Origin of the sequence: Streptomyces sp. NBC_00859 (assembly GCF_045161865.1) — a bacterium.
GTDB lineage: Bacteria > Actinomycetota > Actinomycetes > Streptomycetales > Streptomycetaceae > Streptomyces.
On sequence record NZ_CP108826.1, the window covers coordinates 959,326 to 976,920 of the forward strand.

Sequence of the window (17,595 nt, forward strand, 5' to 3'; positions counted from 1 at the left end):
GCCTGCCACGGACCCGCGGGTACGGCCGGGCGGGTAGCGGGGCTACCCCAATGGCGTACCGGGATCCGTGCCCCCGGCCACACCCCCCGCCACCACTCGCCGGGAAGCCGGACGGCGCCTCACCACGTGAGATCATCCGTCCGATGAGCGGCGTGAAGCAGGGTCCGGTCCCTGCCGGCAGAAGAGCCCGGCCCGTCCTCCAGGAGGCCGAGCGGCTGCTCGTCGCCGCGCGCGCCGTCGTGGCCGACCGTGCCGCGGCGGCCGACGCCGTACGGAGCGCGCTCGCCCCGCTCCAGGACGAACTGGCCAGGGCCGAACTGGAGCCGATCCCCCTTTCCCGGCTGAGGGACGTCACCGAGGGCCGCCTGCGGCTCGGCGCCCTGGAGCAGGCGGGCTTCACCACGGTCGCCCAGGTGTACGACGCGGGCCGCTACGCACTGCGGCAGCTGCCCGGCGTCGGGGCCCAGACCGCCGACCAGGCCATCGCCGCCGCCGGTCAGATCGCCCGCGCCGTAGGGGAGACGGTCACCGTACGGATCGACATGGACCGACCCGAGCCGCGCACGACCGCGCTCGTCAGATCCCTGCACGTGCTGGCGCAGGCCGGGCCCGGACTCCGGCACGCCCACGACACGGCTCAGCGCCTCCGCACCGAACTGGACAGGCTCCTCCCGCAGGCCGGACCCGCCCGGGGACGGGTCCGTACGGCGCTGGCGGGCCGGGCCCGGCGTGCGGAGATCCTCGCCGCGCTCGAAGCCGTGCGGTGCCTCACCCGGCAGGCGGCACAGGACGAGGTGCCCCTGCTGTTCGCCCAGGTCTCCGCCGATCTTCTGCGGGTGCCCGCATCCGATGCCGAGGCATGGGTCGGCTTCGAGCTGCACTCCGCCGACTACTACAGCCTGCTCGCCGAGTTCGCGGGCCAGGGCCCGGATCCGGCCGCCGCGGAGGGGTTCGTCCCCTCCGGGATCGCCGGGCGGATCCGGGCCCAGCAGCTGGACGAAAGCCGGCTGCGGGTGTCCCTGCGCGGCTACCAGTCGTTCGGGGCGCGGTTCGCACTCGTGCAGCGCCGGGTGATCATCGGCGACGAGATGGGGCTCGGCAAGACGGTTCAGGCCATCGCGGCGATGGCCCACCTCTCGGCCGGCGGCACCACCCACTTCCTGGTCGTCTGCCCGGCCAGTGTGCTGATCAACTGGATGCGCGAGGTGGGGTCACGCAGCACGCTGACCGCCCGGCCGGTGCACGGACCGGGACGCCGGACGGCCTTCGCCGAGTGGTGCGAACAGGGCGGTGTGGCGATCACCACCTTCGACGTACTGCATCTCCTCGATGTCCCGGACGACGTACGCCCGGGGATGCTCGTCGTCGACGAGGCGCACTTCGTCAAGAACCCCCTGACCCGGCGCGCGAAGGCGGTGGCTGCCTGGACCGGCCCGTCCGACCGGGTGCTCTTCCTGACCGGCACACCGATGGAGAACCGGGTCGAGGAGTTCCGCAGTCTGGTCCGCCGGCTCCAGCCCGAGCTGGTGCCCGCTGTCCGCGACCGTGACGCGGCGGCCGGCTCGCAGGCGTTCCGAAGGGCTGTCGCGCCCGCGTATCTCCGCCGCAACCAGGAGGACGTCCTCACGGAACTGCCGGCCCTGGTGCACGTGGACGAGTGGGAGGAGTTCAGCGCCGGGGACCTGGCCGCGTACCGGGAGGCCGTGGCGGACGGGCACTTCATGCGGATGCGCCGGGCCGCGTACGCCCGCCCGGAGAGTTCGGCGAAACTCGGACGGCTGCGCGAGCTGATCAGCGATGCCGCGGCCAACGGCCTGAAGGTCGTGGTGTTCTCGTACTTCCGCGACGTGCTGGCCACGGTCGGGACGGCCCTGGACGGCACGGCCTACGGGCCGGTCGAGGGCGACCTGGCAGCGGCACGCCGCCAGGACCTGGTCGACGCGTTCTCCGCGGCACCCGGGCACGCGGTGCTGCTGAGCCAGTTCCAGGCCGGCGGAGTGGGCCTCAACATCCAGGCGGCCTCGGTCGTCATCCTGTGCGAGCCGCAGATCAAGCCGTCCATGGAGCACCAGGCCGTTGCCCGCGCCCACCGGATGGGCCAGGTCAGAACGGTGCGGGTGCACCGGCTGCTGGCAGCCGACAGCGTCGATACGCGGATACTCGGCGTTCTGGCCGACAAGACACGCCTGTTCGACGCATACGCGCGGCGCAGCGAGGTCGCCGAGGCGACCCCGGACGCCGTCGATGTGTCCGACGGCAGTCTCGCCCGGCGGATCGTCGAGGAGGAGCAGCTGCGCCTGTTCATGTCGGAACGCCGGATTCCAGGGCAGCAGGCCTGCGGACCGAAACCTCCTGGGCAGGAGCTCCCGAGTCAGGAGAGCGGGCGGCAGGGGGTCCGGACGCGGGAGTTCAGGGCGCGGGGGGCCCTCGGCGAACAGACCGGGGACCGGTGAAGGCCTGTGGTGCGGGGGCGGCCCTCACCGGCGCCCGGGTGGAAACCCGGTCTGTCAGAGAGCGGTCATGACGTGCTTGATGCGCGTGTAGTCCTCGAATCCGTACGCCGAGAGGTCCTTGCCGTAACCGGACAGCTTGAAGCCGCCGTGCGGCATCTCCGCGGCCAGCGCCCCGTGGTTGTTGATCCACACACAGCCGAAGTCCAGGCTCCTGGACATCCGCATCGCCCGCTGGTGGTCCTTGGTCCACACCGATGAGGCGAGGGCGAAGTCGACGCCGTTGGCGTAGGCCACGGCCTGTTCCTCGGTGCTGAACGACTGGACGGTGATGACCGGTCCGAACACCTCGTTCTGGATGATCTCGTCGTCCTGCCGCAGACCGGAGACGACCGTGGGGGCATAGAAGTACCCCTGGTCACCGACGCGGTGACCGCCGGCCTCGACCGTCGCGTGGCCGGGGAGCCGGTCGACGAACCCGGCCACCTGGGCCAGCTGGTTCGCGTTGTTCAGCGGACCGAAGAAGGCGTCGGTGTCGTCCGGGCCGCCGGTCCTGGTGGCTGTCGCGGCCTTGGCCAGCGCCGCGACGAACGCGTCGTGGACGGACTCGTGCACGATGACACGGGTCGCCGCCGTACAGTCCTGGCCGGCGTTGAAGTAACCGGCCACCGCGATGTCCTCGGCGGCCTTGCCGAGAGCTTCACCGTCGAGGTCGCCGAAGACGACGACCGGCGCCTTGCCGCCGAGTTCCAGGTGGACCCGCTTGACGTCCTTGGCCGCGGAGGCGGCGACCTGCATACCGGCCCGCACCGAGCCGGTGATCGCGGCCATCGCCGGCGTGGCGTGCTCGACCATCAGCCGGCCGGTCTCCCGGTCACCGCAGATGACGTTGAAGACGCCTCGGCCGTGGCCGAGGTCCGCCAGCACTCCACCGATGATCTCCGCGACGAGCACGGTCGAGGCGGGCGTGGTGTCGGAGGGCTTGATGACGACCGTGTTGCCCGCGGCGAGCGCGGGGGCGAACTTCCAGACCGCCATCATCAGCGGGTAGTTCCAGGGCGCGACCTGCGCGACGACACCGACGGGCTCACGCCGGACGATGGAGGTCAGCCCCTCCATGTACTCGCCCGCCGACCGGCCCTCCAGCAGGCGGGCAGCGCCCGCGAAGAAGCGGATCTGGTCCACGACCGGCGGCAGCTCGTCGTCCGTGAGCTGCGCGAGCGGCTTGCCGGTGTCGCGCGCCTCGGCCGCGATCAGCTCGGCCGCCCGCTCCTCGAAGACGTCGGCGACCCGCAGCAGCACCTTCTGGCGGGCCCCGGGGGTCGCGTCGCGCCAGGCGGGGAACGCGGCGGCCGCGGCCGCCATGGCGGCGTCGACGTCCGCGGCCCCCGACAGCGCCGACGTCTCGTACACCTCGCCCGTGCAGGGGTCGATCACATCGAGAGTGCGGCCGTCGGCCGCCTCCTTGAACTCACCGTTGATGTAGTTGCGCAGCATGCACACCAGCCTCACGGAATGCGCCGCCCGCGTGACCGGCCAATGTGGAGCACCGGACTGCGCCACCCTGTACAGAGCGGCGCAGTCCGGTGGCGGGCAGGTCACATGAACCGCCGGTGCGCGGCGGCGACCGCATCAGGGGGCCGCGGCTCCCGCGGTGGCCGTCGGCGAAGCCCCGGGGTCACTGGGCGACGGGCCGCAGCCGTCCCCGGGGGTGCCCGTGGGGCCGGGGTCAGCGGTGGGTGACGGCGAGGCGGAGGGTGACGGGCAGTCCGGCGGTGTGCTGCCGCCGGGATCGGGCGACGAGCTGCCCGGCGGCCCCGATGTGGGGCCCGAAGAGGGTGAGCCGCCGGATCCACCGGGACCCCCCGGTTCGCCCGGCGAACTGCCGGACGGCGACGGTGTGCCGCCACCGGAAGGGCCGCCCGTCGAGGTGTCCGACGGGCTCGGGGACGGGGTGCGGGAGGGCGGGGGGCCGATGACGATACCGCCGCCTCCGCTGTGTCCGCCGTGTCCGTGAGCTCCGCCGGGATGCGCGCCGCTGCCGTCGGATGTGCTCCCCGCACCCGGGCTGGTCGGCACTACGCCTTCGCCGTCCGGAACCTCGTGCGTCCCGTTCCGGTAGAAGGAGAGCCAGGACAGCACCAGCTTCAGATAGGCGTCGGAGTGGTTGTAGCTGAGGACCGCGGTGTCCAGACCGCCGGCGCTGCCCAGGTCGCGGCCTCCCGCGCAGAGATAGTGTCCGGCGGCGAGCGCCGCGTCGAAGACGTTGTTGGGGTCCTTCTTGCCGTCGTGGTTCCCGTCCTGCCCCCATGCCGCCCACGTGGACGGGATGAACTGCATCGGGCCGACTGCCCTGTCGTACGTCGCGTCCCCGTCGTACGCCCCGTGGTCGGTGTCGGGGATGTGCGCGAAGCCCGAGCCGTTGAGCACCGGCCCGAGTATCGGCGCGAGTGTGGTGCCGTGCGTATCGACCGCCCCGCCCCTCGCCTGCCCCGATTCGACCTTTCCGATCGCCGCCAGCAGCTGCCAGGGCAGTCGGCAGGCCCGGTCGCTGCGGCGCAGCTGCGCTTCGGCGGCACGGTAGGCGGCCAGCACGGTGGCCGGGATTCCCGACTGCTCGTACACCGGCCCCGCCCCGCTCACGTCGATCGGATTGCCCGGTGGGGGCGGAGCGACCAGCGGCGGGATCTCGGTGTGGTACGAGTTGTCCGTGGGGCCGTCCGCCTGCGCGGTGATCTCACCGGACGGCCGGGACTTCTGCGGCTGCGGCGCCAGTTGGTGAGGGACGAGCCCCGGCGCCTGCGAGGCGGTGAGCGCGGCCATGGCCACCGCCGCCACCGCGCTGCCGCCCAGCCCCCGCCGCATCCTCCGAACGTGCCTCATACGCCGCTCCCTCATCGGAATTCCGGAATGGTCCGGCTCTGCCGCGTCACCGGGTGAAGGTGTCGATGTTCGCGATCCGCCACTTGCCGCCCCCGCGTACCGCGTCCACGGCGAACATCGCCGCCGCGTAGGTCGTACGGTCCTTCTTCGCCGCCGTGTCGGTGTTGCTCTGGTCTGCGTAGAGGAGCACGCGTGCCCGGTCGCCGTCGATCAGTTCCACGCCGCTCTCGGTGACGGTGGTGGTCAGCACGAGCTTCTGCTTCGCGGCCTGCGTGCGTACGGTCGCCAGCATGTCCTTGTGCTGCTTCACTGCCTTGCCGGTGAGGAGGGTCGCCGCTGCACGGTCGGCCTTGCCCGTGTTGGTGTAGTCGTACGAGAAGAGGGCGTTGACGGCACTGGTGACCTGCCCCTTCACCTCCGTCGTGCGGGCCACGTCGCTCAGTGCGCCGTTGCTGGTCGCGGCGTCGTCGTGCAGAGCGGATGCCCGGGTCCCCGCGTAGGCCGCGAACCCGCCGAGCAGCACGGTGAGGACGGCCAGCACCACGGGCAGCCGCACCCATGCGCCCAGCGGCCTGCGCGACGCCCCGGCCTTCCCGGCCCCGGCCGCATCGGACGCGACGGACCCGTCGGACCCGTCGGACCCGTCGGACCCGTCGGACCCGTCGGACGCATCCTGCTCACCGGGCGCCGGTCCGTCCGTACCGGATCCACCGATGTCCGGGCTGTCGTCGGCGGCGGGACCCGGCTCCGCGCCGGGCACGCCCGGCGGCACCTCCTCCGTTACGCGCGGCCTGTCGCGGGCCGGGGCCACGGCCGCGAGCCGCCGCTGCCGGTTGATGAGATGACGGGTCGTCGACATGTCGTCCTCAGCTCCTCTCCTGGATCAGCCGGCTGTGTTGCCGACGGGCGCCTGGCCGAGAGCGCTGAGCTTCCAGCCCCCGGACGTACGGGTGAGTTCACCGAGCAGCCGGCTCTCCTTCTCCGCCGGCTTGCCCTTGGGCGCGGTCACCGTGATCCGCAGCGCCACCATCACGCTCGCCCTGCCCGTCCGGCCGTCGAGCTCGGTGACCGCTCCGGAGAGCACCTTGGCCGTGGAGACCGTCTGCGCCTGTTTGATCTGCTTCTCGAACTCGGGTCTTCCATCGGTGAGTTGCTTGTGCAGATCTCCGGTGGTCGACGCCTCCCACGCGTCGAGGCCCGCCGTCAGTTTCCGGTGGTCCAGCGTGTTCATGTTCTGCACGGCCTGCTCGCCGGCGGCCAGTACGCGGTCCCGTGACCGTGCGTACGCGGCGGAGTCGTCGTGTGCGGCCGCGTACCAGGACCATCCGCCCCAACCCGCCGCGCCCGCGGCCAGAAGTGCCGTCACGAGCGCCACGGCCGTCAGCGGATTCCTTGCCTTGCTCAGCATGTGCGTCTCCCTCAGCGGGCCTTGATGTCGGTGATCAGCCAGTTGCCGTCGTGGAGTTCGGCGGTCACCGAGAGCTGCGCGGCGACCACCCCGGCCGGTCTGCCCTTGCGCTGCGCGGTCTGGTCGAGGAAGACCAGCAGCTGCGCCTCACTGCCGGTCAGCCGGGTGACCCCGGCCCGTACCACCTGGGTGGTGAGCGTCAGCTTCTGCTCCTTCGCACGTTTCCCGACCTGGCCGAAGAGCGCGGTGTACTGCTTCGCCGCCTTTCCGGCGAGCAGTTCGCGCGCCGACTGGGCGGTGACACCGGTGGCCTGCGGTGTGTACGAGAGGACCTTGCCGAGCGTGTCGCTGACGTCTCCGGTGACCTGCGAGGTGGCCTCCGTGTCGGTGAGGGCGCGGTTCGCGGCGGCCGGAGTGTTCCTCAGCTGGTGGGCCCTGAAGAGCATCCCGGCCCCGCCGAGCACCAGCAGCAGGACGGCCAGACACCCCGCGATCAGGGCACGGCTGCGGCCGGGGCCACGCGCCTGCGGGGTCTGCTCGTCCGGGGCTTCCACTCCGATGTCCTCGACAGTGCTGCTCATGCGGCCTCCTTCCCGACCGGCACTGCGCTCAGTGCGGTGACTTTCCAGCCGTCCGCCGTGCGGGCGAGCGTGGCCGTGAAGCGTTTGCGGTCGGTCGTGGCGGTACCGCCCCTCGGGGTGATCGCTACCTTGACGGTGGCGATCAGCGCCGCGGTACCGGCCCGGTCGTCGAGCGCGGTGAGCGCGGCGTCGGTGACGGTGCCGCGTGCGGATGTCCCGGCCTTGGTGAGGGTGGTGCGGTCGGTGGCGCGGGTGGATGCCAGCTTGTCGTGGAGCGCGCCCGACGAGGCGTCGAGCCACCGCCGCAGCCCGCTGTCCGTGTTCCTCACATCGAGGGTGTTGAGCTCGGCGACCCGTTCGCGCCCGGCGGCCAGCGTGGCATCCCGGGACGCCGCGTAGGACAGCGAACTGTCGTCGTGCGCCCGCCAGTACACCGTTCCCGAGACGGCGCAGAAGAGCACGGCCGCCGCGAGGGCCACCCAGCTCAGCACCTTCGTACGGGTGCTCACGCGCCACCCCCCAGCCCGAGCAGGCCACCCAGATCGGTGGGGCCTCCGGCGGGCAGCGCGGGTGTCCCGAGAGCGCCGGGGAGCGAACCGGACCCTCCCGCGTCGCTTCCCAGCAGCAGGGATCCCGGCTTGGCCGGCGCGGGGACCGGTCCGCCGTGCGGGGCGTTCGCCGATCCGCGCACCTCCTTGCCGGTGCTGGGCGGCGAAGTGCAGCGGGCGGCGGTGTTGAGGTCCGCGGTGGCGCTGGTGTCCAGGCCGTTGCGGTAGGTCGTGCCGCCGTACCCGGCGGTGCACGGCAGTGGCGAGAAGAAGGTGACGGCCATACCGAAACGTGCTCCCTTGGCGTTGATCGCCGTTGACCCCGCGGCGGCCACCGCCGGCAGTTTCACCAGCAGTTCCTCCGTGCCCCGCTGCCGGGTGACAGCCACCTCCGACGTCGTCAGCAGGTTGGCGACGACCACGCTCAGATCGGGGTTCAGATCCCTGAGCAATCCGCTGACCTGCGTCGCCGCCTCGGGTGTCGCCGCGATGAGCGCACGCAGGTCGGTGTCGGACCGGACCAGCTGTCCGGCCAGCCCCTTGGCGCCCCTGGCGAAGGACTTCAGCGCGTCACCCTCCTGGGACTGCGTGCGGAGCACGGTCTCGCCGTCGGCCATCAGCTTGGTGTCGGTGGGCAGCGCCTTGTCCGCTGCCTTGAGGAAGTCGCTGCTGCTGTCCATCAGGACCTGGAGATCCTCGCCCCGGCCGTCGAGCGCGTCGCCGAACTCGTCCACGACGGTGCGCAGCGAGTCCAGGTCGACCGACGACGTCAGGTCGTTGACGCTGCTGAGTACGTTGGTCACCGGAGCCGGGATACTGGCGTCGGCGCGGGCGATCCGTGAACCGTCCCCCAGGTACGGGCCGCCGGTGGCGAACGGCCGCAGATCGATGTATTCCTCGCCGACCGCGGACAGGTTGGCGACGGACGCCTTGAGGCCGGCAGGGATGGGCGGCGCGGAGTCGCTGATCCTCAGATCGGCCTCCACTCCGTCCGCGGTCAGCCGGATGGGGCCGACCCGGCCCACCGAGACACCCCGGTAAGTGACGTTCGAGTGCGTGAACAGGCCACCCGTTTCGGGGAGTTCGACCTTCACCACGTAGTAGCCGCGCAGCCCGACCAGGTGTCCGAGGTCGGCGTAGCGGGCGCCGAGGTAGCCGAGAACGAGCACCGCGATCAGCAGGAAGGCGATGTTCTTCAGCCGGGTGGCTCTGGTGACCATCAGTTGCCGCCTTCCGTGGCCGGGGCGGTGACGGAGGGCAGCGGGAGCGGCGGAGTGGCGGCAGCGCCGGATTTCTTCTGCGCCGTGTCACCTCCTGTCTGGGCTCCGCCCCCGGTGAGGGTGACCGGCGGAATGATCTGTGTCCCGGGCACGGCCGTCACATCCAGATAGACATTGAGGTAGTCACCCTTCACGCCGCGCAGCACCTCGTCGGTGAAGGGATAGGTGAAGAGCACCTGCAGCGAGTCGGGCAGGTCCTTGCCCGAGTCGGCCAGCTCCTTGAGTGTCGGCGCCAGTGCCTTCAGGTCGGCGACCATGTCGGCCTTGCTCTTGTTCACCGTGTCGACGGCGACCCCGGAGAGGGTGTCGAGCGCCTTGAGCATGGTGAGCAGCGAGCCGCGCTGCTTCTCCAGCACCTTCAGACCGGGGCTGAGCCCCGTGAGCGCCTTGCTGATCGACTGCTTGCGGGTCGCGAGCGTCGCGGAGAGCCGGTTGACACCGTCGAGCGCGTCAGTGATGTCGCTCTTGTGTCCGTCGAGGCTGGTCACCAGGGTGTCGACGGACTTGAGCGTCGACCGGATCTGCGACTCCCGGCCGCCCAGGGTCTTGTTGAGTTCGGTGCTGATGGTCTTGAGCTGCTGGATACCGCCGCCGTTGAGCAGCAGGGAGAGCGCACCGAAGACCTCCTCGACCTCGGGGTTGCGGTTGGTGCGCGAGATCGGGATGGTCTGGCCGTTGGCGAGCTGGGCGGCCGAAGCTCCCTTGTCCGGGGCGGTGAGCTGGATGAACTTCTCGCCGAGCAGGCTGGACTGTTCGAGGTGTGCGTAGGAGTTCCGCGGCAGCCGCACCTTTCCGTTGACCCGCATGGTGACCCTCGCCGACCAGTTCCGCGGCGACAGCGTGATCTTCGAAACCCTGCCGACCGCGACATCGTTCACCTTGACCGCGGCCTGCGGGACCAGGTTCAGCACATCGCCGAAGTCGGCGGTGATCTCGTACGGGTGATCTCCGAGGTCGGCGCCGCCGGGCAGCGGCAGATTCTCGATCCCGGAGAACGACGGTGCCGCGCAGCCTCCGAGTGTGACGGCGCAGCCGACGGCCAGGGCGACCGCCGCGGCGATGCCCGTACGGGAGGCGGTGGTCCGGCTCATCGGGCGTCCCCCTTCTGTGCCGTGGGCTCCGTGGCCGCTCCGGGCTTCGCGGCGGCCTTCGGCGGGGACCCGTACACGTCACCGACCGCGGGGAGAGGGAGCGCGGGCAGCGACTTCCGCTGTGACGGCCGTACGGGGACCAGGCCGTCGAGTCCCGCGCCGGCCGCGACGCCGCCGGCGGCCGTGCCCGTTGTTCCGCCGGCGGGTGTGGCGCTGTGGAGGGCGCCGTTCATGCTGAGTTCGTTGAGGTTGCCCCGGCCGTCGATGGTGCGGTGCACCGGGTCGTAGGCGTTGAGGAGGTTGCCCGCGGCGAGTGGCGCGTCGTCCAGCATCTCGGCGAGCGAGGCCCGCTGCTTGACCAGCGTGTCGGTGATGGGCCGCAGCTGGCTGACGCTCTTCTTGAGGGAACCCCGGTTCTTCTCGATGAAGGTCTTCACCTGGCCGAGCGCGGTACCCAGTTCCTTGAGGGCGGCGCCGAGGTCGTCCTTGTCGTCGTCGAGGAAGCCGGACACCGTGGCGAGTTGCTGCTCCGCCGTGTGCACCTTTCCGTCGTTGCCCTTGAGCATCGTGGTGAACGACTGGAGATAGGCGAGGGTGTCGAAGAGGTTGCCGCTGCTCTTGTCGAGTGTCTTGGCCGCCTTGCCGAACTGTTCGATCGAGTCGCCGATCGCCTTGCCGTTGCCGTCCAGGTTGGCCGCCCCGGTCTTGAGCAGATCACTCAGCGCACCCTGGGAGTTGGCGCCCTTCGGTCCGAGCGCCGTGGCGAGCCGGGTGACGCTCGCGTACAGCTGGTCGACCTCGACGGGTGTGGCGTTCCGGTCTGCCGCGAGTGTGGCCCGGTCCTTGAGCTGCGGGCCGCTGCTGTACGCGGGTGACAGCTGGACGTACCGGTCGGCGACGATGCTCGGTGCGACGATCAGTGCGCGCGCGTCCGCCGGTACCTTCACTCCCCGGTCGAGTACGAGTACCACCCGCACCTGTGCGCCCTCCGGCCGTACGGAGTCGACCTTGCCCACCTTCACTCCGAGTATCCGCAGGTCGGAGCCCGCGTAGAGGCCGGTGGCCCGGTCGAAGTAGGCGGTGATCCGGTGGCCTCCGGCATTGTCGAGGGCGACGACGCCGGTGGTGGTCACGCCCGCGACGAGCACGAGTCCGGTGACGATGCCCGCGATGCGCCTGGTGGTGTGATTCATCGGCTGCCGCCTGAGGTCTGCTGGGGCGACATGCATCCGGTGGCCGGAGGCGTGCCTGCTGGCAGGTAGTTCTTGGGCACGAGCCCGCAGATGTAGCTGTCGAACCAGCGGCCGTTGCCCAGGGTGTTGCCGACGAGGCGGTAGTACGGGCCGGCCAGTGACAGCGCCTTGTCCAGGCTCTTGCGGTTCTTCAGCAGGACGGTCGTGACCTTGTCGAGCGCGGTCAGCGTCGGCTTCAGCTGCTTGTTGTTGTCCTTGACCAGACCGGTCAGCTCGGTGCCCAGGTCGGTGGTGCCGGTGAGCAGCAGATGGATGGAGTTCCGCCGGTTCTGGATCTCCCCGAGCAGCAGGTCGCCGTCATTGATGAGGGCGTCGAAGTTGCTGTCCTTCGCGGAGAGGGTCTTGGTCAGCTGCTTGCTGCCCTTCAGCAGCTTCGCCAGTTCGGCGTCCCGCTCCGAGACCGTGCGCGACAGCGCGGAGAGTCCGGTCGCCGCGTTCTTCACATCGGGTGGCGAGTCCTTGAAGGTCTCCGAGATCGTTTCGAAGCTCTTCGCGAGCTTCTTGGTGTCGAGCTCACCGATGGTGTCGCTGAGTCCGCTGAACGCCTGGGTGACGTCGTACGGCGATGTGGTGCGGCTCAGCGGGATCCGGGCCGACGGATCCTGCGGCCCCGCCCCGACCGGGTCGAGTGCCAGGTACTTGTCGCCGAGCAGCGTCTTGATGGCGATGGCCGCGGTGCTGGAGTTCCCTACCCATGCGCCCTTCACCTTGAAGGTCACTTTCACCTTGGCCCCGTCCAGCGCGACGTCCTTCACCTGACCGACCCTGACGCCGGCGATCCGTACCTCGTCGCCGGAGCTGAGCCCCGCGGACTCGGTGAAGTCGGCGGTGTACGTGGTGCCGCCGCCGATGAAGGGCAGCGAGTCGGCGCGGTAGGCGGCGAGCCCGATCAGTGCGAGCACCAGCAGACCCACCAGGCTCACCGCGACCGGGTTGCGCTCCCGTACGGGCTTGATCCGCGGGCGCCGCAGGCGTGGTGGCTTCATCCCCGGCACCTCGATTCGGTGACCGGGATGCCGGTGGGCGGCTTACTGCCGTCCGATGTGGTCACACCCGTCACCCTGGCCTCGCAGAGGTAGAGGTTGAGCCACGACCCGTAGGAGGCGAGCCGGGTGACGGCCTGCATCTTGGCGGGTGTGTTCCGCAGGAAGTCCTGCAGTTGCGGTGTGCCGTCGCCGAGTTGCTCCGAGACCCTCCCGAGTTCGCTGATGTCCTTCTTCAGCGGCGCGCGGCCGTCCTGCAGCAGTCCGGCGGTCGAGGTCGTCAGCGCGCCCATCGCGGTGATCGCGTCGCCGAGGGGTTTGCGGTCCCCCGCGAAGCCCGAGACGAGCTGCTGGAGGGTGACGACGAGGTCGTTGAAGTTCGACTCCCGGTCGTTGACGGTCGTCAGTACCGTGTTGAGGTTCTTGATGACCTGTCCGATGACCTTGTCCTTGGCCGCGACGGTGGTGGTCAGCGAGCCGACGTGCTGAAGGAGGCTGTCGACGGTGCCGCCCTCGCCCTGGAGCACCTGCACGATGGAGTCGGCCAGCTGGTTCATCTCGGCGGGCGCCAGCCCCTGGAGGAGCGGCTGGAATCCGTTGAAGAGCTGGGTGAGATCCAGAGCGGGTGTGGTGTGCGAGAGCTGGATGGTGTCGCCGGGAGGGAACTGCTTCCCGACGGGCCCGGTGCCCTGATCCAGGTCGACGTACCGCTGGCCGACCATGTTCAGGTACTTGATCGACGCGGTCACCGAAGCGGGCAGTGTCCGCCCCTTCTTCACCGCGAAGCGCACCTCGGCGAGCCGGCGGTCGGCGACCTTGACCGACTCGACCTGTCCGACCTTCACGCCGGCGATCCTTACGCTGTCCCCCTCCATCAGCCCGGTGGCGTCGGTGAAGCGCGCCCGGTAGGAGACGGTGTCGCCGACGTCCGTGTTGGCGATGCTCAGCCCGAGCACCACGGTGGCGAGTGACGTCACCAGGACGAAGACCAGCGATTTGACGAGCGGAGCCGTCAGGCTGCGGCGCTTCATCTGAGCTTCACCTCCGCGCCGCGGAAGACCGGGCCCGCCAGCAGGCTGCTCCAGTCGGGGAGTGACCGGGCCGATGCCTTGGCGCCCGGGGTCAGCAGTTCGTTGACGAGCTGGTTCTCCTGGGGCGAGTTGGGCAGCCCGAGGCTGTCGGACTTGCTCGCGCCGGTGGCGGCTGTCGGCACGGTCCTGCCGATGTAGGGGACGGAGTAGCAGTGCGGCCCGCCGTTCGCGGTGTAGGACGGGGTGTCCTTGCCCGGTGTGTACTTCCCGAGCGAGGGGACGGAGTCGAGGCTGACGTGCAGCCCCGGTTCGTCCGTGCCCTTGCCGAGTGCCTTGTCCATGGCGGGGACGAAGCCCGCCAGGGTGCTCAGGGTGCAGGGGAATTCGGGCGCGTACTTCGCGAGGAGTTCCAGGGTGGGCCGGCCGGTCGCGGAGAGCCGGATGATGTTGTCCTTGTTCTGCTGGAGGAAGGCCGTGATGTCCTGGGCCGTCCTGGTGGTGGTGCCGTAAAGGCCGGCCAGCTGGGCCTGCTTCTCGGCGAGGGTCGAGCTGGTGGTGGTGAAGTCGGTGAGCGCGGTGAGTATGTCGGGCGCCGCGTCCGAGTAGACCTTCGTGACTTTCACCAGCTCCGCGATGTCCCGGTTCAGTGTGGGGAGTTGCGGGTTGAGCTTCTTCAGGTACGTGTCGAGGGTGACGAAGGTGTCACCGAGCTGCTGACCCCGCCCGCTGAGGGCCTGCGACACGGCGGTCAGCGTGGCGGAGAGCTTCTGGGGTTCGACGGCGGTGAGCAGCGGCAGTACGTGGTCGAGGACCTGCTCCAGCTCGATGGCGTTGCGCGAGCGGTCCTGCGGGATGGTGTCGCCCGCCTTCAGCGCCCGGGTGGAAGCATGGGCCGGCGGTACGAGCGCGACGTACCGTTCGCCGAACAGCGTCGTCGGCAGCATCTGCGCGGTGACGTCGGACGGGACCTGGCCCAGCTTGTCCGGCTGGATGGCGAGGGTCAGCCGGGCCCCGCCGCCGTCGGAACTGATGCCGCGCACCTGCCCGATGACGACACCGCGCAGCTTCACATCGGCGTTGAGGTGCATCTCGCTGCCGACGGTGTCCGCGTCCACCCGGACCGTGGCCGAGTCGGTGAAGTCCTTCCGGTACACGGCGATGGACAGCCAGATCAGCAGTGCGGGTACGACGATGAAGACCACACCGGCGAGCCTGCGCCGTACGGTCAGCGCACTCATCCCGCCACCTTCACCGTCGTCGTGGCGCCCCAGATCGCGAGGGACAGAAAGAAGTCGGTGACGCTGATGAGCACGATGGCGTTGCGCACGGACCGCCCCACCGCCACACCGACCCCGGCGGGGCCGCCGGTGGCACGGAAGCCGTAGTAGCAGTGGGCGAGGATCACCAGCACGCTGAATATCAGTACTTTGAGCACCGACAGCAGTACGTCGTCCGGGGAGAGGAAGAGATTGAAGTAGTGGTCGTAGGTGCCGGAGGACTGGCCCTTGAAGAGGACGGTCACGAACCGGGAGGCGACGTACGAGCTGAGCAGCCCCATGGCGTACAGCGGGATGATCGCGACGACGCCGGCGATGATCCGGGTGGTCACGAGGTAGGGCATGGACCGCACCCCCATCGCTTCGAGTGCGTCCACCTCCTCGTTGATGCGCATCGCGCCGAGCTGGGCGGTGAAGCCCGCGCCGACGGTCGCCGACAGGGCGAGTCCGGCGACCAGGGGGGCGATCTCGCGGGTGTTGAAGTACGCGGAGACGAATCCGGTGAAGGCTGCGGTACCGATCTGGTTGAGCGCCGCGTACCCCTGGAGCCCCACGACCGTCCCCGTGAAGAGGGTCATGCCGACCATCACGCCGATGGTGCCGCCGATGACACCGAGGCCGCCGCTGCCGAAGGCGACCTCGGCGAGAAGCCGCTGGACCTCCTTGATGTACCGGCGCAGGGTGCGCGGAATCCAGATGAGCGCCCTTACGTAGAAGACGAGTTGGTCGCCTGAGCGGTCGAGCCAGCCGAGCATGGACATGTCTCAGCTCCCCTTCGCGGGGACGATCTGGAGATAGACCGCCGTGAGGACCATGTTCACGAAGAACAGCAGCATGAAGGTGATGACGACGGACTGGTTGACCGCGTCGCCGACGCCCTTGGGGCCACCCCTGGGGTTCAGACCGCGGTAGGCCGCGACGATTCCGGCGAGGAAGCCGAAGATCAGCGCCTTGACCTCGCTGATGTAGAGGTCGGGCAGCTGGGCGAGCGCGGAGAAACTGGAGAGGTAGGCGCCAGGCGTGCCGTGCTGCATGATCACGTTGAAGAAATACCCGCCGAGTGTGCCGACGACCGAGACCAGCCCGTTCAGCAGAACTGCCACGAACATGGTGGCCAGCACCCGTGGGACGACCAGTCGCTGGACCGGTGAGACGCCCATGACCTCCATCGCGTCCAGCTCCTCGCGGATCTTCCGCGAGCCGAGGTCGGCGCAGATGGCCGATCCGCCCGCACCCGCGATCAGCAGGGCGACGATCAGCGGGCTGGCCTGCTGGATCACGGCGAGCACGCTCGCCCCGCCGGTGAAGGACTGGGCGCCGAGCTGCTGGGTGAGCGAGCCGACCTGCAGGGCGATGACCGCGCCGAAGGGGATCGAGACCAGGGCGGCCGGCAGGATGGTGACACTCGCGATGAACCAGAACTGCTCGATGAACTCCCTCATCTGGAAGGGTCTTCGGAAAACGGCCCGGGTGACGGTGGCCCCGAGAGCGAAGAGCTTCCCGGTCTCACGCAGCGGCGCGAGCACACGCAGCGGCGGGCGGGGCTGCCGGTACTCCGGCGCCTTGCCCGCGCCGCCGTTCGCGGACGGCTCGGGCGGACGGACCGGCAACGGTGCTGTCATGGCTGCACACCGCCGGAGGCCGGGGCCGCGTAACTCTTCAGAATGGCGGTCCGCGCCGCGTCGGGCAGGTCCGCCATCATGCCCAGTACCCGCTCTCTGCGCCGCAGTACGGCCTGGCGCTCGGGGAGCCCTTCGGACGGTTCGAGCTGCGGCACGATGGGCCGGGGCGCCTGCGGGCGCGCACCGGCCGCGCTGCGCTGTTCGGCAGCGAGGGTCGCGGCGTCCTTCTCCTCGGACATCCCGATCGGCCCTTCGCGCCGGCCGCTGAGGAACTGCGCGACCACCGGCTCCTCGCTGGTGAGCAGCAGTTCGCGGGGGCCGAACGTGACGAGGTTGCGCAGGAAGAGCATCCCCATGTTGTCGGGCACGGTGGCCGCGATGTCGAGGTTGTGGGTGACGATCAGCATCGTCGCGTCGAACTGCGCGTTGAGGTCGATGAGCAGCTGGGAGATGTACGAGGTACGGACCGGGTCGAGTCCGGAGTCCGGCTCGTCGATGAGGATGATCTGAGGGTCGAGTACGAGGGCGCGCGCCAGCCCGGCCCGCTTGCGCATTCCGCCGGATATCTCGCCGGGCAGCTTTTCCTCCGCGCCCAGGAGGCCGACCATGTCCATCCGCTCCATGACGATGCGGCGGATCTCCGACTCCTTCTTCCTCGTGTGCTCCCGGAGCGGGAAGGCCACGTTGTCGAAGAGGGTCATCGAACCGAAGAGCGCACCGTCCTGGAACATCAGGCCGAAGAGCTTGCGGGTCTCGTAAATGTCGCGCTCGGGGCTGTTCACCATGTCGACGCCGTTGATGAGCACGCTGCCCCGTTCGGGTTTCAGCAACCCGATCAGAGACTTGAGGAACACCGTCTTCCCGGTCCCGGAAGGTCCGAGCATCACACTCACTTCACCGGCGGGCAGCGTGAGCGTCACGTCCTGCCAGATTCTCTGCTTGCCAAAGGACTTGGTGAGCCCTTCAACAACTACTTCGATTCCCATCTCACCTCCTGCATGCACTCACGAAGTGACAGAAGTGCGTCGAGAGGCGCACGTTAAGTTCACCGGTACCGCCGGGACAAGCCCTTGAACAGGTAACTCCCGAATAAGATCAGCTACTTGTCATGGGGTGACAAGCCCGTACGGAAACCTTGTTGAAAAGTGCTCACTCGCGAGAGGGGCGCAGGTGAGGGACTTGCGACTC

16 protein-coding genes are annotated in these 17,595 nt (G+C 69.7%); 1 reads left to right on the forward strand and 15 read right to left on the reverse strand.

Features of this window, described 5'->3' with window-relative positions; genetic code table 11:
• Positions 1 to 143: 143 nt before the first annotated feature.
• The gene (locus OG584_RS03995) at positions 144 to 2,453 is read left to right on the forward strand and encodes a DEAD/DEAH box helicase (protein ID WP_405775012.1); all 2,310 of its coding nucleotides are present in this window, start codon (positions 144 to 146) and stop codon (positions 2,451 to 2,453) included.
• A gap of 54 nt (positions 2,454 to 2,507) precedes the next feature.
• Here OG584_RS03995 and OG584_RS04000 read toward each other — a convergent pair whose 3' ends face one another.
• The 15 genes from OG584_RS04000 to OG584_RS04070 form a co-directional block, all read right to left on the reverse strand.
• Complete coding sequence (locus OG584_RS04000; protein ID WP_405775014.1) at positions 2,508 to 3,947, reverse strand: gamma-aminobutyraldehyde dehydrogenase; 1,440 nt, start codon at positions 3,945 to 3,947, stop codon at positions 2,508 to 2,510.
• Positions 3,948 to 4,082: 135 nt separating this feature from the next.
• A complete protein-coding gene (locus tag OG584_RS04005) occupies positions 4,083 to 5,333 on the reverse strand; it encodes a lytic transglycosylase domain-containing protein (RefSeq protein ID WP_405775016.1) in 1,251 nt (416 codons plus the stop codon).
• Between the two features lie 46 nt (positions 5,334 to 5,379).
• Entirely contained in the window at positions 5,380 to 6,192 is an 813-nt protein-coding gene (locus OG584_RS04010; RefSeq protein ID WP_405775018.1) for a hypothetical protein, read from the reverse strand.
• A gap of 24 nt (positions 6,193 to 6,216) precedes the next feature.
• The gene (locus OG584_RS04015) at positions 6,217 to 6,741 is read right to left on the reverse strand and encodes a nuclear transport factor 2 family protein (RefSeq protein ID WP_405775020.1); all 525 of its coding nucleotides are present in this window, start codon (positions 6,739 to 6,741) and stop codon (positions 6,217 to 6,219) included.
• An 11-nt stretch (positions 6,742 to 6,752) separates the two neighbouring features.
• Positions 6,753 to 7,322, reverse strand: a complete 570-nt coding sequence (locus tag OG584_RS04020; protein WP_405775022.1) for a hypothetical protein — start codon at positions 7,320 to 7,322, stop codon at positions 6,753 to 6,755.
• Positions 7,319 to 7,831 carry a hypothetical protein gene (locus OG584_RS04025; protein ID WP_405775023.1) on the reverse strand — a complete coding sequence of 171 codons (513 nt, stop codon included), beginning with the start codon at positions 7,829 to 7,831 and terminating at the stop codon, positions 7,319 to 7,321. Before OG584_RS04025 ends, OG584_RS04020 begins: the two co-directional genes overlap by 4 nt.
• The gene (locus OG584_RS04030) at positions 7,828 to 9,090 is read right to left on the reverse strand and encodes an MCE family protein (protein ID WP_405775025.1); all 1,263 of its coding nucleotides are present in this window, start codon (positions 9,088 to 9,090) and stop codon (positions 7,828 to 7,830) included. Before OG584_RS04030 ends, OG584_RS04025 begins: the two co-directional genes overlap by 4 nt.
• The gene (locus OG584_RS04035; RefSeq protein ID WP_405775027.1) at positions 9,090 to 10,241 is read right to left on the reverse strand and encodes an MCE family protein; all 1,152 of its coding nucleotides are present in this window, start codon (positions 10,239 to 10,241) and stop codon (positions 9,090 to 9,092) included. Before OG584_RS04035 ends, OG584_RS04030 begins: the two co-directional genes overlap by 1 nt.
• On the reverse strand, positions 10,238 to 11,434 hold the full coding sequence (locus OG584_RS04040) for an MCE family protein (RefSeq protein ID WP_405775029.1): 1,197 nt from the start codon (positions 11,432 to 11,434) through the stop codon (positions 10,238 to 10,240). The genes OG584_RS04035 and OG584_RS04040 overlap by 4 nt, the downstream gene beginning before the upstream one ends.
• Positions 11,431 to 12,480, reverse strand: coding sequence for an MCE family protein (locus OG584_RS04045; protein WP_405775030.1), 1,050 nt, complete (start codon positions 12,478 to 12,480; stop codon positions 11,431 to 11,433). The genes OG584_RS04040 and OG584_RS04045 overlap by 4 nt, the downstream gene beginning before the upstream one ends.
• Positions 12,477 to 13,508, reverse strand: coding sequence for an MCE family protein (locus tag OG584_RS04050; protein ID WP_405775032.1), 1,032 nt, complete (start codon positions 13,506 to 13,508; stop codon positions 12,477 to 12,479). The genes OG584_RS04045 and OG584_RS04050 overlap by 4 nt, the downstream gene beginning before the upstream one ends.
• Entirely contained in the window at positions 13,505 to 14,746 is a 1,242-nt protein-coding gene (locus tag OG584_RS04055) for an MCE family protein (RefSeq protein ID WP_405775034.1), read from the reverse strand. Before OG584_RS04055 ends, OG584_RS04050 begins: the two co-directional genes overlap by 4 nt.
• Positions 14,743 to 15,546: an MlaE family ABC transporter permease gene (locus tag OG584_RS04060; RefSeq protein ID WP_405775036.1), complete on the reverse strand. Its 804-nt coding sequence runs from the start codon at positions 15,544 to 15,546 to the stop codon at positions 14,743 to 14,745. The genes OG584_RS04055 and OG584_RS04060 overlap by 4 nt, the downstream gene beginning before the upstream one ends.
• 3 nt (positions 15,547 to 15,549) lie before the next feature.
• Positions 15,550 to 16,407: an MlaE family ABC transporter permease gene (locus OG584_RS04065; RefSeq protein WP_405775038.1), complete on the reverse strand. Its 858-nt coding sequence runs from the start codon at positions 16,405 to 16,407 to the stop codon at positions 15,550 to 15,552.
• Positions 16,404 to 17,393 (reverse strand): ABC transporter ATP-binding protein, encoded by a 990-nt coding sequence (locus OG584_RS04070; protein WP_405775040.1) that lies wholly within the window; start codon positions 17,391 to 17,393, stop codon positions 16,404 to 16,406. The genes OG584_RS04065 and OG584_RS04070 overlap by 4 nt, the downstream gene beginning before the upstream one ends.
• Positions 17,394 to 17,595: the final 202 nt, after the last annotated feature.

What these genes read in the sequence shown, in the direction of transcription:
- OG584_RS04000 (WP_405775014.1), bottom strand. Translation starts at nt 3,947, where the DNA reads ATGCTGCGCAACTACATCAACGGTGAGTTCAAGGAGGCGGCCGACGGC.
- OG584_RS03995 (WP_405775012.1), top strand. Translation starts at nt 144, where the DNA reads ATGAGCGGCGTGAAGCAGGGTCCGGTCCCTGCCGGCAGAAGAGCCCGG.
- OG584_RS04065 (WP_405775038.1), bottom strand. Translation starts at nt 16,407, where the DNA reads ATGACAGCACCGTTGCCGGTCCGTCCGCCCGAGCCGTCCGCGAACGGC.
- OG584_RS04050 (WP_405775032.1), bottom strand. Translation starts at nt 13,508, where the DNA reads ATGAAGCGCCGCAGCCTGACGGCTCCGCTCGTCAAATCGCTGGTCTTC.
- OG584_RS04005 (WP_405775016.1), bottom strand. Translation starts at nt 5,333, where the DNA reads ATGAGGCACGTTCGGAGGATGCGGCGGGGGCTGGGCGGCAGCGCGGTG.
- OG584_RS04045 (WP_405775030.1), bottom strand. Translation starts at nt 12,480, where the DNA reads ATGAAGCCACCACGCCTGCGGCGCCCGCGGATCAAGCCCGTACGGGAG.
- OG584_RS04010 (WP_405775018.1), bottom strand. Translation starts at nt 6,192, where the DNA reads ATGTCGACGACCCGTCATCTCATCAACCGGCAGCGGCGGCTCGCGGCC.
- OG584_RS04070 (WP_405775040.1), bottom strand. Translation starts at nt 17,393, where the DNA reads ATGGGAATCGAAGTAGTTGTTGAAGGGCTCACCAAGTCCTTTGGCAAG.
- OG584_RS04035 (WP_405775027.1), bottom strand. Translation starts at nt 10,241, where the DNA reads ATGAGCCGGACCACCGCCTCCCGTACGGGCATCGCCGCGGCGGTCGCC.
- OG584_RS04015 (WP_405775020.1), bottom strand. Translation starts at nt 6,741, where the DNA reads ATGCTGAGCAAGGCAAGGAATCCGCTGACGGCCGTGGCGCTCGTGACG.
- OG584_RS04020 (WP_405775022.1), bottom strand. Translation starts at nt 7,322, where the DNA reads ATGAGCAGCACTGTCGAGGACATCGGAGTGGAAGCCCCGGACGAGCAG.
- OG584_RS04060 (WP_405775036.1), bottom strand. Translation starts at nt 15,546, where the DNA reads ATGTCCATGCTCGGCTGGCTCGACCGCTCAGGCGACCAACTCGTCTTC.
- OG584_RS04055 (WP_405775034.1), bottom strand. Translation starts at nt 14,746, where the DNA reads ATGAGTGCGCTGACCGTACGGCGCAGGCTCGCCGGTGTGGTCTTCATC.
- OG584_RS04030 (WP_405775025.1), bottom strand. Translation starts at nt 9,090, where the DNA reads ATGGTCACCAGAGCCACCCGGCTGAAGAACATCGCCTTCCTGCTGATC.
- OG584_RS04040 (WP_405775029.1), bottom strand. Translation starts at nt 11,434, where the DNA reads ATGAATCACACCACCAGGCGCATCGCGGGCATCGTCACCGGACTCGTG.